Origin of the sequence: Pseudomonas sp. TCU-HL1 (assembly GCF_001708505.1) — a bacterium.
Taxonomy (GTDB): domain Bacteria; phylum Pseudomonadota; class Gammaproteobacteria; order Pseudomonadales; family Pseudomonadaceae; genus Metapseudomonas.
The window spans coordinates 5,657,763-5,671,481 of the sequence record NZ_CP015992.1; the positions used below are offsets into that span (position 1 = coordinate 5,657,763).

Genomic DNA, 13,719 nt, shown 5'->3' on the forward strand with positions numbered 1-13,719 from the left:
ATGCCCGGCGCTTTGCCCTGCAAGGGGCGCTCGCTATACTGCGCCACAATTTCGTCCGAGAAGAGCCGCGCTCTGTGAACCGGCCCACGCCTGTCAAACCCGACAATTTCTTCCTTCTGATCTTCCACGCCCTACGCCAGCGGCGCATACCGATCGCTTTGCGCATCGCCAGCCACAGCCTGCTGTTGGTGGCCCTGGCGCTGGTGATCTACGCCTGGGTCATGGGCATGCAGTTCAAGCAGGCCATGCAGCAGCAGGCCGATGCCCTAGGCCAGAGCCTGACCGCGCAGACCGCCGCCTCGGCCACCGAGCTGCTGGTGTCCAACGACATCCTCAGCCTCAACGTGCTGCTCAACAACCTGGTGAAGAACCCGCTGGTGGCCCACGCGGCCATCTACAGCGTCGACAACCGCATCCTCGCCGAGGCGGGCTCGCGACCCAAGCAAGGCTTGCTGGGTGAAACCGAGGGTCTGTATTCCACCCCCATCACCTTCCAGGAAGTGATTGCCGGCCATCTGCGCCTGAGCCTGGACATGGAGCAGTTCCAGCAGCCCATGACCATCAGCCTGCAGAGCATGGGGCTGCTCAGCCTGATCCTGCTCGCCCTGACCCTGTCACTGAGTCTGCGCCTCGGCCGCCACATTTCCACGCCGCTGCTGCAACTGCGGGTCTGGCTGCGCGACCCGGACGACCCGGCCCCTGGCGCTGGCCGCCAAGATGAGATCGGCGACCTGGCTCGCCAACTGCAGGCCCGCCTGGTGCCGGAAAAGCCCGAACCCGAGCCGGAGCCCATTCCTGAAGAAGACTACGCCGAGGCCGACGAGGATTATCAGGACGAATTCGCCGAGGACGAGCAACCCGACGACGACAACTTCGAGATCCGCGACCTGCGCGACGACAGCTATGACGGCGACGACGAAGCCCCGAGCAAGCTGTTCACCCCCGATGAGGAAGACCCCTTCGCCGACGTGCGCGAGGAAATGGCTGAACCGACGCCGACTCCCGCACCTGTCGCGCTTGAGGAGCCGCAGAACAGTGCCGTACTGGCCATCCAGCTGGGCGCCCAGGACCAACTGCGCCGCCTGCCGCGCGCACGCCTGATGGACCTGCTGCAACGCTACCGCGACTGCCTGGACCAGGCCGCCCGCCTGTACCACGGCCAGCTACTGACCCTCAATGACGGCAGCAGCCTGATGCTCTTCCACAGCCAGGATAGTGGCGAAGACTATCTTACCCACGCCCTCTGCTGCGGTGAGCTGATGCGCGCCCTGGGCCACGCCCTGCAGATCGAAGTGGCCGACAGTGGCATTACCCTGCAACTGCAACTGGGCCTGACCCTGGGCGAAGACCTCTCCGGCCTTGGCCAGGGCGATCTGCTGCTCAACGACACGACCCAGAACGCCCTGGCGCTGAGCCAGCACAGCCGCAACCTGCTGCTGGTGGAGCGCGCCATCGCCGAGGACGAACTGCTGCGCCAGCGCGCCCGCATCCGCGCCATCACCAGCCCGGAAGGCGCCTGCTGCGTCGAACGCCTGCTGGAGCCCTACCCTTCGCTGCTGGAACGCCAACTGACAAGGATGCACGAAGCGCGGGCGCATTGAGGCCCTGACGAAAAAAAGCCCGCTGATGCGGGCTTTTTCTTGCCTCCGATACTCTCTGTAGCGAATTCATTCGCGAATGGGCATAGCAACTTCCCCGAGAATATCAAGGCGGCCCTACGGTCCGCATCGCGAATGAATTCGCGCCCACCGACAGCGGGGCGGCTTTTGTTGTGTCTGAGCTCCGCGAAACCCAACGTGCGAGGTCGATACATGGCTATGTTGGGCCTCGCTCCGCGAGGACCAGCCTACGGGACCGCTGCACGGCTGATTGACATGGAATCTCCTACAGGGCCGCGCTGCGATTGAGCGCCCTACGAAGAATGAGAGTTTCCGCCGAACAGGCATGAAAAAGCCCGCATCGAGCGTAATGCTGTTCACTTAGGTGTTGGCGGTAGCGCATATGAGGAGAGGCGTGACCGGCCTTCGGAGTAGTCTGCCACCAAGCTGAAGGCCCCGTAGGAGCGAGCTCTGCTCGCGAAGGCGGCGGGTTCGCGAGCAGAGCTCGCTCCTACGAGGGTTAGATGCCTCGGACAAACAGCTTTTGATGATGCAAAACCAAAAACGCCGCCCTCCTGCTGAAGGAAAGGCGGCGTTTTTTCTTATGTGAACAGCATTACGCATCGAGCGGGCTTTTTCACAATTCAGCGATCAGAAGCGGAACACTTCCACATCCGTGCGCACCGGCGCCGCCATGGGGATCTTCGGCGGTTGGGGCTCCTTGGCCTTGGCCGGAGCGGGCTGTGCAGGTTTGCGCGGCGCCTCGGTGGCGACTGGCGCCTGGCCTTCAAGGGGTTTAACCGCAGCGGCCAGTTGCTCGGCCAGTTGCTGCAACAGCTCGCTCTGCGCCCGAACCTGATCGGCGGCGGTACCGGCGTGAGCCTCTTCCAGGCGCACAATGCGACTGTCGCGCAGTTGGCCAGCACGGTCCAGCAGGCGCCACTGCGCCTCCAGTACGGCCGGACGCTGGGGACCCGAATCCAGGCGGCTGATGGTCAGCAGCACTTGTACTTCGGGGGTGAACCCCGGATTGCCGGGCGCCAGCACCAGGCGCTGGCTGTCCAGGCGCCAGGACAACTGGCGCAGCAGGACCTGGTCGATGTCGGCTGCCAGGCTACCCGCCCAACGGCCGTCCGGCGCGGCGGTCAGGCTACCGTCAGCCTGGCGCTGCAGAAGGGTTTCACGCTGCAGGTAGTCGGCCACGGTCACCGGGCCGAGCAGCACTTGCATCCCAGCCTTCTTTGACGGCACCTCCGGGGTACCGGCATCCAGCTGGAACATGGGAACAGGCGGGCTATGCACGCAGCCGGCAAGGCCAAGCAGGCCGGCCAGCATCAAAGCCAGGGGAAAACGCACCACGGTCATCAATCTCACCCACGGCCGCCTTGTGGGCAGCCTGCAGTCGAATTCGGTCATCCTCGCCGCAATCAGGGTACGGCGAGGTGACATATCATCCGTCAATGTGACGCTGGACTCCAGAGCCCCACGTCAATTCGCTGTCGCAACGGTCAGGCCAGCGGCTCCACCAGCAGCGCATCAACCCGCTGGAAGCCGCGCGGCAGCTTGTTGCCACGACGTCCACGCTCGCCTTTGTAGTGTTCCAGATCGTCGGCCTTGAGCGACAAGGTGCGCTTGCCTGCCTGGAGAACCAGCGTTGCACCGGCCGGCAATACTGCCAGATCGGTGAGGTACTCCTCGCGACTGGCGACGCGATCACCGGGGATACCGATGATCTTGTTGCCCTTGCCCTTGGCCAGCTGTGGCAGGTCGGCCACCTTGAACAGCAGCAGGCGGCCTTCTGTCGTCACTGCGGCCAACCAGTCTTCTTCGACGCTCTGCACCTGCCTCGGCGATACCACCCTGGCACCGTTGGGCAAGCTGAGCAGGGCCTTGCCGGCCTTGTTCTTGGCCTGCAGGTCAGCGCCCTTGACCACGAAACCATAGCCGGCGTCCGAGGCGATCACGTAGGTGGCTTCATCCTCTGGCAACAGGACGCACTCGAAATTGGCCCCCGGCGGCGGAGTCAACCGGCCAGTCAGCGGTTCGCCCTGGCCACGGGCCGAGGGCAGCGAATGGGCTGCCAGCGAGTAGCTGCGGCCGGTGGAGTCGATGAAGACCGCGTACTGGTTGGAACGGCCCGGCGCAGCCGCCTTGAAGACGTCACCGGCCTTGTAGGACAGGCCAGTGGCGTCGATGTCATGGCCCTTGGCGCAGCGCACCCAGCCCTTCTCGGACAGCACCACAGTCACCGGCTCGGTGGGCATCAGCTCGGTTTCCGACAAGGCGCGGGCTTCGGCGCGGGCGACGATGGGCGAGCGACGGGCGTCGCCGTAGGTCTCAGCGTCCTTGATCAGTTCGTCGCGGACCAGCTTCTTCAGCTTGGCATCGCTCCCCAGAAGGGCTTGCAGGCGCTTCTGCTCTTTCAGCAGTTCGTCCTGCTCGCCGCGGATCTTCATCTCTTCCAGGCGCGCCAGCTGACGCAGGCGGGTGTCGAGGATGTAGTCGGCCTGGATCTCGGTGAGATCGAAGCGCGCCATCAGCACCTGCTTCGGTTGGTCCTCGGTACGGATGATGTGGATCACCTCATCCAGGTTAAGGAAGGCGATCAGCAAGCCATCCAACAGGTGCAGGCGCTTCTCGACCTTGTCCAGGCGGAACTGCAGGCGGCGGCGAACGGTGCCGATGCGGTAGGTCAGCCACTCGCTGAGCAGGGTGCGCAGGTCCTTGACCTGCGGCTTGCCGTCCAGGCCGATGACGTTGGTGTTGACCCGGCAGCTGGATTCCAGATCGGTGGTGGCGAACAGGTGCTGCATCAGTTCGTCGGCATCCACGCGGTTGGAGCGCGGGATGATGACAATGCGGGTGGGGTTCTCGTGGTCCGACTCGTCACGCAAGTCGGCCACCATCGGCAGCTTCTTGGCCTGCATCTGGCCGGCGATCTGTTCCAGCACCTTGGACCCGGAGACCTGGTGCGGCAGCGCGGTGACCACGATGTCGCCGTCCTCGACACGGAACACGGCGCGCATGCGCACCGAGCCACGGCCGGTTTCGTAGATTTTCAGCAGCTCCGTCCGGGGCGTGATCACTTCTGCCTCGGTGGGGAAGTCCGGCCCGAGAATGTGCTCACAGAGCTGTTCCACCGTGGCGCTCGGCTCGTCCAGCAGGCGCACGCACGCGGCGGCGACTTCACGCAGGTTGTGCGGAGGGACGTCGGTGGCCATGCCCACGGCGATGCCGGTGGTGCCGTTGAGCAACAGGTTGGGCAGGCGTGCCGGCAGCGTTGCCGGCTCGTTCAGGGTGCCGTCGAAGTTCGGCACCCAATCCACGGTGCCTTGCCCCAGTTCGGAAAGCAGCACCTCGGAGTAACGCGACAAGCGCGCCTCGGTATAGCGCATGGCGGCGAAGGACTTGGGATCGTCAGGAGCACCCCAGTTGCCCTGGCCATCCACCAGCGTGTAGCGATAGCTGAAGGGCTGGGCCATCAGCACCATCGCCTCGTAGCAGGCGGAATCGCCGTGAGGATGGAACTTGCCGAGCACGTCGCCGACGGTGCGCGCCGATTTCTTGTGCTTGGAATCGGCATCCAGGCCCAGTTCGCTCATGGCGTAGATGATCCGCCGCTGTACGGGCTTCAGGCCGTCGCCGATATGCGGCAGCGCGCGGTCCATGATCACGTACATGGAGTAATTGAGGTAGGCCTGTTCGGTGAAGTCGGCCAGGGAGCGGCGCTCCACGCCTTCCAGGCTCAGATCGAGGGATTCGCTCATGCGTGCCTCACGGGGAAGTGACTTGGCGCAGCACCAAGGTGCCGTCGCGCTGGGTGAATTCGAGTTGTTTGAGGGCGCTCATGCCGAGCAGCACCTCGTCGCCGTCCATGCCCGGCACGATGATCGCCGGTACCTGGGTCAGGCGGATGTCACCCAGGCGCAGGTCCTGCAACTGAGTGCGATGGCCGGTGACTCGGCCGTTGGCGGTACTCAGGGTGACGGCGGCGCCGGGCTCGAGGCCCAGGCGCCTGGCCAGGGCGGCCGGCACCGCGACCTGCGTGGCACCGGTGTCGAGCAGGAAGGTCACACCCTGCCCGTCAATGCGACCGTCGAGCAGGTAGTGTCCCTGGCGACTGCTGGCCAGGCGCACTTCGACGTAGCCATCGCCGTGCACCGATTCGGGCTCGCGATTGGGGTTGTGCTGGCGGGTTTCCCAGACGCCGAAGAAATGCGTGGCCAGCAGCAGGCCGATGCCCCATGCGAGCACCAGCATGACCCTTCCCGCGCGTTTCCCCGGCGTCTGCGTGGTCATTTCGCGTTCCAGCCATCCCTGGGAGCGGAGAAGCGCCAGACGATCGGACGACGCTCACCATCGCCGCGGGCCTTGCCGCCGTTGTCGAGGCCGACCCAGGCCCCCTCGGCGTCTATCCACAGACCTTCGGCAACACCGAAGGGCACGCCGTAGCGGCGGGTGTCGGCCAAGGCTTCTTCGGCAAACGACCAGCAGCGCTCCACTTCACCGTTGCTCGGCTTGCGCCGACATACCTGGTGCGCAAGGCGTTCCAGGGTGAAGAGCTTTTCATCAAAGAAAGCGACGTCGGAGAAATCTCGCGGCATCAGTTGCTCGCTGCCGATGGCGGCGGGCGGTCGCTCGCTGCCGGCTTCGCTGAAAATCACGCAGCCGCCCGTGCAGCGCCAGGTGGACTGCTGCTTGTGCAGCACCATCAGACCCCGGCGTTCACGCTCGGCGGCGAGCCAGAGCCGTTCGCCCTTGGGATCGACAGCGATCCCCTCCAGCAACGCGTTGAAATGCAGCAGCATGCCGCTGGCGCGAGCCTGGCGAACCAGGTTGTCTGGCAGCAGCAGCCAGTTGGGCTCGCCGGAAACGGGCACCTGCAACACGGCCGCATTGGCTTCGCTGACCAGGTAGCGGTTGCCAACGGAATCGCAGCTGATGCCTTCGAAATCCAGCTCGTTGCCACGCAGCAGGCTGATGGCCCAACTGCGCGCACGCACCCCCCAGGGCAAGCCGCTGGGCGGCGGCGGCGGTGCCAGGAAACTCTCGGGCTCGGCCTGGAGCAGGCCACCGATCGGTTTGAGCCGGTAGAGCTGGTTGTCTACCCGGTCGGAAACCGCCAGCAGGTCCTTGCCACAGCGGGCCAGCCCGGAAAGGTTGCCGTGGGGCATGCCCTCCACCGGGTACTCGGCGGCAAGGCGCAGTTGCTCCGGATCGTCTGAGGCCCAGAGCGGCGCGATGAACAGCAGACCAAGGAGGGACAGGGCGACTCTCACACCATGACCTCGGCCAGGTTGCCTTTGGACTCCAGCCAGGACTTGCGGTCGCCGGCGCGCTTCTTGGCCAGCAGCATGTCCATGACTTCCACCGTACCTTCCGCGTCTTCGAGGGTCAGCTGGACCAGGCGGCGAGTGTTCGGGTCCATGGTGGTTTCGCGCAGCTGCGGCGGGTTCATCTCGCCCAGGCCCTTGAATCGGGTGACCTGCGGCTTGCCGCGTTTCTTCTCGGCCACCAGGCGATCGAGAATGCCGTCGCGCTCGGCTTCGTCCAGGGCGTAGTAGATCTCCTTGCCCAGGTCGATACGGAAAAGCGGCGGCATCGCCACATAGACATGCCCGGCTTCCACCAGCTGGCGGAAGTGACGCACGAACAGCGCGCACAGCAGCGTGGCGATGTGCAGGCCGTCGGAGTCGGCGTCGGCGAGGATGCAGACCTTGCCATAGCGCAGCTGGCTGAGATCGGTCGCGCCAGGATCGACGCCAATGGCGACGGCGATGTCATGCACTTCCTGGGAGGCCAGCACTTCGCCGCCGTCCACTTCCCAGGTGTTCAGGATCTTCCCGCGCAGCGGCATGATTGCCTGAAACTCCTTGTCCCGCGCCTGCTTGGCTGAACCACCGGCGGAGTCGCCTTCCACCAGGAAGAGCTCGGAGCGCATCGGGTCCTGGCCTGCACAGTCGGCCAGTTTGCCGGGCAGCGCCGGGCCTTGGGTGATCTTCTTGCGCTCCACTTTCTTGCCCGCCTTGAGGCGGCGGCCGGCGTTGCTGATGGCGAGCTCCGCCAGCTGCATGCCCATGTCCGGGTGAGCGTTGAGCCAGAGGCTGAAGGCATCCTTGACCACACCCGAAACGAAGGCCGCTGCCTCGCGGGAGGACAGGCGCTCCTTGGTCTGACCGGAGAACTGTGGCTCCTGCATCTTCATCGAGAGGACGAAAGCAATGCGCTCCCAGACGTCCTCGGGCGCCAGCTTGACGCCGCGCGGCAGCAGGTTGCGGAACTCGCAGAACTCGCGCATCGCGTCCAGCAGGCCCTGGCGCAGGCCGTTGACGTGCGTGCCACCCTGGGCGGTCGGAATCAGGTTGACGTAGCTTTCCTGGACGCTGTCGCCGCCCTCGGGAAGCCAGAGCAGCGCCCAGTCCACCGCCTCCTTGTTACCGGCCAGGCTGCCGCAGAAGGGCTCGCTCGGCAGCCGCTCGAATTCGCTGACAGCATCCACCAGGTAGGAGCGCAGGCCATCCTCGAAATGCCATTCGACGCGCTCGCCGCTGGCCTTGTCCTCGAAGGTGACGGACAGCCCTGGGCAAAGCACGGCCTTGGCCTTGAGCACATGCTTGAGGCGGCTGACGGAGAACTTGTGGGAGTCGAAGTACTTGGCATCCGGCCAGAAGTGCACGCTGGTGCCGGTGTTGCGCTTGCCCACCGTACCGATGGCTTCCAGCTCGCTGGCCTTGAAGCCGTCGGCGAAGGCCATCAGGTACTCGCTACCCTCGCGCTTGACCCGCACTTCGACGCGCGTGGAGAGAGCGTTCACCACCGAGATGCCCACACCGTGGAGGCCACCGGAGAACTGGTAGTTCTTGTTGGAGAACTTGCCGCCGGCGTGCAGCTTGGTAAGGATCAGCTCGACGCCGGGCACCCCTTCCTCTGGGTGGATATCCACCGGCATGCCGCGACCGTCGTCGATCACCTGCAGGGAGTTGTCCTCATGGAGGATCACCTGCACGCTCTTGGCGTGGCCGGCCAGCGCCTCGTCCACGCTGTTGTCGATGACTTCCTGGGCCAGGTGGTTTGGTCGGGTCGTGTCGGTATACATGCCCGGGCGCTTGCGCACCGGGTCGAGGCCGGAGAGGACTTCGATGGCATCCGCGTTGTAAGTAGCCATGGATTCCCTTTCAGTCAGAGGTCGGAAAAGTCGATGTCACGCCACAACTGCGCGGGAAAGCCGGCAAACGCCAGCAAGGCGGGCAGATGGGCAGGAAAATGCTGGAAACCGTGGTCGCCGCCAGCCTCGATGCGCAGGGCGCAGGCGCGGTAGTAGCGCTCCGCCTGGCGGTAATCGAGGGTTTCGTCGGCTGTCTGCAGCCAGACCTGGTAGCGGGCCGGATCCTTGGGTGGCGGCACTTCCAGTTCGGCCAGCGCCATCACGTGCTCCAGGGTCAGCTCCCAGGTTTCGTCGCTGTAGTAGTTCTTCTGCGGACCGAGCTGCCCGTCGAACAACCGGTGCGGGGCGACCGCGGGGTTGATCAGCACAGCCTTCAGGCTGTGGCGCTCGGCCAGGTGGGTCGCATAGTAGCCGCCCAGGGAGCTGCCGACCAGCATCGGGCTCCCCAGCTCGGCAATGGCCGCCTCGAGTTGTCCCAGGGCCTGACGCGGGTGATGGTGCAGGGCCGGCACCCGCAGTCGCTCGGAAAGATCCAGGCGCTGCATGAGGGCGCTGAGCTGGCGCGCCTTGAGCGACGCGGGCGAGCTGTTGAATCCGTGGATGTAGAGGATGCTGGGCTGGGGGCTGGACACGCGGCTTCCTGGCAGGTCGAGGGAGAGTTGTACTTCTTGCCGTGCCACGGCGCGAAGGTCAATAACCCTTGACGCTGTAATCCACTTCGAAGGTGATGCCGATCACTCGCGAAACGCCGGTGTCCAGGCTGCCGTCTCGCTGCAGACGCAGCCAGCGGTAGCCCGGCGCCTCGCTACCAACGCAGAAGTCCTCGCTGCCCGGCGCGAATTGCACACAGGTCGAGGGGGAAGCCAGCAGGCGTACGCCGTTGCGGAATTGGTCGAACTCCTGGTGGACATGACCCCAGAGCAGCGCGCGCACGTTCGGGTAACGGTCGAGCACGGCAAACAGCCCGTCGGCATTGCGCACGCCGATCGGGTCCATCCAGGTGCAGCCGATGGGCACCGGGTGGTGGTGGAAGCTGACCAGTACATGGCGATCGCCCGCCCCATCAAGCGCCTGCTCCAGCAACTCCAGCTGCTCGACGGGGAAATGCCCGGGCACGGCTCCGGCGATGGTGGAATCCAGCAGCACCAGCCGCCAATGGGGGAAGTCGACGATGGGTTCTAGTGCCGATGTGCCTGCACAGACTTCGCGCATCACCGGGACTTCATCGTGATTGCCCGGGAACCAGCGGGCCGGTGCGGGTATGCGTGCAACCAGCTCGCGGAAACAGTGGTAGGACTCGGCTGAACCGTCCTGGGACAGATCGCCGGTGGCCAGCACCAGGTCGACGCGCGGCTGCTCCTCGAGCACCCGGTCGATCACCCGCAGCAGGCTGTCGCGGGTATCCATGCCCAGCAGCTTGCCGTCCGCTTCGGCGAACAGGTGGCTGTCGGAGAGCTGTACCAGCAGCACCGACTCGTCAGCGGCAGGGGGGAGTGGACTGGGCAAGGTCTTCTCCTAGGGTGGAATGTTCCGATTATGGTTGCTGCGCGCGTAACGGGTAAACCCGCGAAGCGGGAATGGTTCACAGATAGAGGTTGCGGAATTGCCGGGCGCGACTAGAGGACAACCGGTTCCAGCTCGTGGCCACACGCCAGGCAGTGACTCAGCCATTCACCGAGGAACAGGTTGAGCTGGCTCTTCTCGTCAGGCTGATGCATGTCAGCGTTGGGATAGGGATACACGCTGCGAATGCGCCGTGCATTCTCGGCACCGACCACTTCCGCCATGCGCGCGTCATGGTAGACCCGCACCTCCAGCTGCGGTGACGGCAACCAGGGCAGGCTGAGCTCCTGGCGCACGTGCAAGGTGGTGGTGTAGGGGCAGGCCTCGACCACTTCCAGGGCCAGCACGCCGAGCAGGCGCTCGCCCTGGCTGAGCGCGACGCGGCGGGCACCAGGCACCTCGCGCATCTGCGGCAGCAGACGCATGAGGCGCGCGTAGTTTGCCTCACAGGCTGCTTGCAGCCCGACGAGGTCGACCCGGTAGCGATCGCGCAACAGATTCACGTCCACAACCCCCTGACTTCGGTACGGTTCAACGCCAGCCACTGCAGGGCCAGCATGCTGGCGGCATTGTCCAGCCGCCCTTCACGCATCAGGGCCAGGGCGTCCTCCAGCGGCAGCACGTGCACGCGGATGTCCTCGCCCTCCTCCGCCAGCCCGTGCACACCGCCCGCACCGCTGCTGTCGCAGCGCCCGAGGAACAGATGGACACGTTCGTTGGAGCCCCCTGGTGAAGGATAGTAGGTGGTGATCGGCCAGAGCGAAGTCAACTGCAGATCGGCTTCTTCGACGGCTTCCCGACGGGCGACCTCTTCCGGCTCCTCATCCTTGTCGATCAGCCCGGCCACCAGCTCCAGCAGCCAGGGACTCTCGCTCTTGCCGTACGCGCCAACGCGAAACTGTTCGATCAGCACCACCGCATCCCGCTGCGGATCATAGGGGAGAACGCAGACCGCATCATGGCGGACGAAGAGTTCCCGATGGATGACCGGCCCCATGTCGCCGGAGAACAACTGGTGGCGCAGGCTCAGGCGATCCAGGCGGTAGAAACCCTGGAAACAGGTTTCTCGTTCGATCAGATCGACGGCGTCCGGGGCCGGCTTGACGGTTTCGGTCATGGGAGACTCACTTGCAGAGGGCGGCTTCGATCCGCGCATCCTACGCCTTGGTCGCCCACCGCGCAGCCTCTTTGCAGATGGGCTCCAGGCTGGGAAGATGCACGGCAAACGGCTGCCCACCCCGCCCGAACTCATCGCCAAGATGGCAGTCGAAGCCTGCACTTTTTCCGGAATACGCCCCCGAAGATGAAGCCGCCATTTCTCGCCAGACTCCTCGCCGTCGCCAGCCTTGGCATCCTGCTCAGCGCCTGCCAGATGTTCCCCGGCAGTAGCGACAAGCTGGAGCCGCAGCGCCGCGCCTGGGAACACCTGAAACCCGGCTGCCAGGGCGAAACCTGCCCGCTGGTGAACATCGACACCATCAGCTTCGAAGGCGAACCGCAGCTCAACGCCCTGATCGACAAACGCCTGCGGCAGATGACCCAGGACGCCCCGGGCGCACCGCTACCGGCGTCACTGGAGTCCTACGAGCGGGACTTCCTCGCCAGCGCCGAACCCGGCTGGAGCAGCTACCTGCAGGCGAAGGTGCTGGAGCAGCACGACAAGCTGGTGCTGGTGGAGCTGTCCAGCTACCTCTTCACCGGTGGCGCCCACGGCATGCCGGGGCGCGGCTTCATCAATTACGACCGCAAGCTGGAGAAGCCGCTGAGCCTCGGCGACATGCTGCTGCCCGGCCAGGAGGACGCCTTCTGGAAGGTCGCCGAGCAGGCTCACCGTCGCTGGCTGGCAACCAACAAGCTCGACCAGGACCCCGACTTCATCAAGACCTGGCCGTTCGAGCGCACCGCCAACGTAGGCCTCGGCTACGGCGCCATGCTGCTCAAGTACGACGTCTACAGCATCGCGCCCTATTCCAGCGGCCACCCGGAGATTCGCATCCCCTACCCGCAACTCAACGGAATACTGAAGCCCCAGTATTTCCCTGGACGCGGATGAAGCGCCCCAGCAGGAACTGCAACCCGCCGGCCGCCAGCAACGCTGGCAGGGTTGCACCCAGCTCCGGCCAGCGGTTGGCCAACAGGTGGTAGATGGCCACACCGCAGGCCCAGGCCAGCAGGGTATCCCAGCGCAACGCCACACGCGGCGCCAGCTCGGCGCGGCGACGGCGAAGGACGAAGTGATCGACCAGCACCACACCGAACAGCGGTGCGAACACCGAACCGATCAGCAGCAGGAAGTTCTGATACTCGGCCAGCGGCGCGAACCAGGCGATCAGGGTGCAGAGCACGCCGATGGCCAGGGCCAGTTGCTCGACCTTCAGCGGCAGCAGAATGCCGCTGGACACCGCCGCCGAGTGGATATCGGCAAAGGCCTTTTCCGACTCGTCCAGCAGGATCAGCAGCAGCGGGATGCCCATGCCGGCACCCGCCAGCGCCAGCAGCAGCGCATTGACGTCGCTGCCCTCGGCAAAGGCCAGGGTGTAAGCCACGCCCAACCCCATCAGCCAAAGACAGCCGACAAAGAAGCCCAGCGCCGAGCCGATGAACACGCCGCCACCGCGACGGCCGAAACGTGAGTAGTCGGCGATCAACGGCAGCCAGGACAGCGGCATGGCAATGGCGATGTCGAAACCCAGCGCGAAGGACATCGAACCGTCGCCGGCGCGCGACATCAGGGCCGGCAGGTCGGCGCGACGCAGCAGGTCCCAGCTCAACCAGACGCAGGCGCCAAGCAACAGCCAGATGCCCCAGCGACGCAGGATACGGCGCACGAACGCCAGCGGACCGGCCACCGCCAGCAGCGTGGCCAAGGCGCCGAATACCAGAGTCCACAGTGTCGGCGAGGTCCACAGGCTGTCGCCGCCCAGGCCACGGGCGACCAGCAGACTGGCGGCGTCACGCATCACGATGATCTCGAAGGCGCCCCAACCCACCAGTTGCAGCAGGTTGAGGAAGGCCGGCAGGCTCGCGCCGGCCGAACCCAGGCTGAGCTTCATCGAGGCCATGGCGGCCAGCCCCGTGTCACTGCCGATCATCGCGGCAGAGCCCAGCAGCAGCACGCCGACGCCGGTGCCGAGCAGGATGGCCAGCAGCGCGTCGCTGGTGCCCAGCCCAGGTGCCAGCAAGGCGCCGGTCTGCAGGACCATCAGGCCGAGGCCGAGGGAGAACCAGAGGGAAAACAGGTCGCGCGTGCCGAGAACGCGTTGATCGAAGGCGACCGGGATGGACGGCGAATAACTGGACGGAGTGTTCACGTTGGCAGATGCCCTGATGGACTGTTGTTATCGAGTTATCCACAAACCGGAAAGCCGGGCACGAGGCCCGGCTTCCAGCGTG

At 65.3% G+C, this 13,719-nt stretch carries 12 protein-coding genes; 2 read left to right on the forward strand and 10 right to left on the reverse strand.

Going from position 1 to position 13,719, the window contains the following annotated elements; all coding sequences use genetic code 11:
• Positions 1–74: 74 nt before the first annotated feature.
• The gene (locus THL1_RS25945; protein WP_069085925.1) at positions 75–1,601 is read left to right on the forward strand and encodes an AhpA/YtjB family protein; all 1,527 of its coding nucleotides are present in this window, start codon (positions 75–77) and stop codon (positions 1,599–1,601) included.
• A 648-nt stretch (positions 1,602–2,249) separates the two neighbouring features.
• Here THL1_RS25945 and THL1_RS25950 read toward each other — a convergent pair.
• The 9 genes from THL1_RS25950 to THL1_RS25990 all read right to left on the reverse strand — a co-directional run bounded on the left by THL1_RS25950 (position 2,250) and on the right by THL1_RS25990 (position 11,443).
• Positions 2,250–2,963: an ABC-type transport auxiliary lipoprotein family protein gene (locus THL1_RS25950; RefSeq protein ID WP_069085926.1), complete on the reverse strand. Its 714-nt coding sequence runs from the start codon at positions 2,961–2,963 to the stop codon at positions 2,250–2,252.
• 143 nt (positions 2,964–3,106) lie between these two features.
• Positions 3,107–5,365: a DNA topoisomerase IV subunit A gene (parC, locus tag THL1_RS25955; protein WP_069085927.1), complete on the reverse strand. Its 2,259-nt coding sequence runs from the start codon at positions 5,363–5,365 to the stop codon at positions 3,107–3,109.
• 7 nt (positions 5,366–5,372) lie between these two features.
• Positions 5,373–5,897, reverse strand: coding sequence for a retropepsin-like aspartic protease family protein (locus THL1_RS25960; RefSeq protein WP_069085928.1), 525 nt, complete (start codon positions 5,895–5,897; stop codon positions 5,373–5,375).
• Positions 5,894–6,877 carry an esterase-like activity of phytase family protein gene (locus THL1_RS25965; protein WP_069085929.1) on the reverse strand — a complete coding sequence of 328 codons (984 nt, stop codon included), beginning with the start codon at positions 6,875–6,877 and terminating at the stop codon, positions 5,894–5,896. The genes THL1_RS25960 and THL1_RS25965 overlap by 4 nt, the downstream gene beginning before the upstream one ends.
• On the reverse strand, positions 6,874–8,763 hold the full coding sequence (parE, locus tag THL1_RS25970) for a DNA topoisomerase IV subunit B (RefSeq protein WP_069085930.1): 1,890 nt from the start codon (positions 8,761–8,763) through the stop codon (positions 6,874–6,876). Before parE ends, THL1_RS25965 begins: the two co-directional genes overlap by 4 nt.
• Positions 8,764–8,777: 14 nt before the next feature.
• Positions 8,778–9,395 carry a YqiA/YcfP family alpha/beta fold hydrolase gene (locus THL1_RS25975; RefSeq protein WP_069085931.1) on the reverse strand — a complete coding sequence of 206 codons (618 nt, stop codon included), beginning with the start codon at positions 9,393–9,395 and terminating at the stop codon, positions 8,778–8,780.
• A gap of 58 nt (positions 9,396–9,453) precedes the next feature.
• Complete coding sequence (gene cpdA / locus THL1_RS25980) at positions 9,454–10,269, reverse strand: 3',5'-cyclic-AMP phosphodiesterase (RefSeq protein WP_069085932.1); 816 nt, start codon at positions 10,267–10,269, stop codon at positions 9,454–9,456.
• Between the two features lie 110 nt (positions 10,270–10,379).
• Positions 10,380–10,835 carry a DUF1249 domain-containing protein gene (locus THL1_RS25985; RefSeq protein WP_069085933.1) on the reverse strand — a complete coding sequence of 152 codons (456 nt, stop codon included), beginning with the start codon at positions 10,833–10,835 and terminating at the stop codon, positions 10,380–10,382.
• Positions 10,826–11,443 carry an NUDIX domain-containing protein gene (locus THL1_RS25990; protein ID WP_069085934.1) on the reverse strand — a complete coding sequence of 206 codons (618 nt, stop codon included), beginning with the start codon at positions 11,441–11,443 and terminating at the stop codon, positions 10,826–10,828. Before THL1_RS25990 ends, THL1_RS25985 begins: the two co-directional genes overlap by 10 nt.
• 186 nt (positions 11,444–11,629) lie before the next feature.
• Between THL1_RS25990 and THL1_RS25995 the strand changes: the two genes are divergently transcribed.
• Complete coding sequence (locus tag THL1_RS25995) at positions 11,630–12,379, forward strand: DUF3298 and DUF4163 domain-containing protein (protein WP_069085935.1); 750 nt, start codon at positions 11,630–11,632, stop codon at positions 12,377–12,379.
• Here the strand turns inward: THL1_RS25995 and cytX are convergent.
• Positions 12,336–13,637, reverse strand: a complete 1,302-nt coding sequence (gene cytX, locus THL1_RS26000) for a putative hydroxymethylpyrimidine transporter CytX (protein WP_069085936.1) — start codon at positions 13,635–13,637, stop codon at positions 12,336–12,338. The two genes, THL1_RS25995 and cytX, sit on opposite strands and share 44 nt — an antisense overlap.
• Between the last annotated feature and the right edge of the window lie 82 nt (positions 13,638–13,719).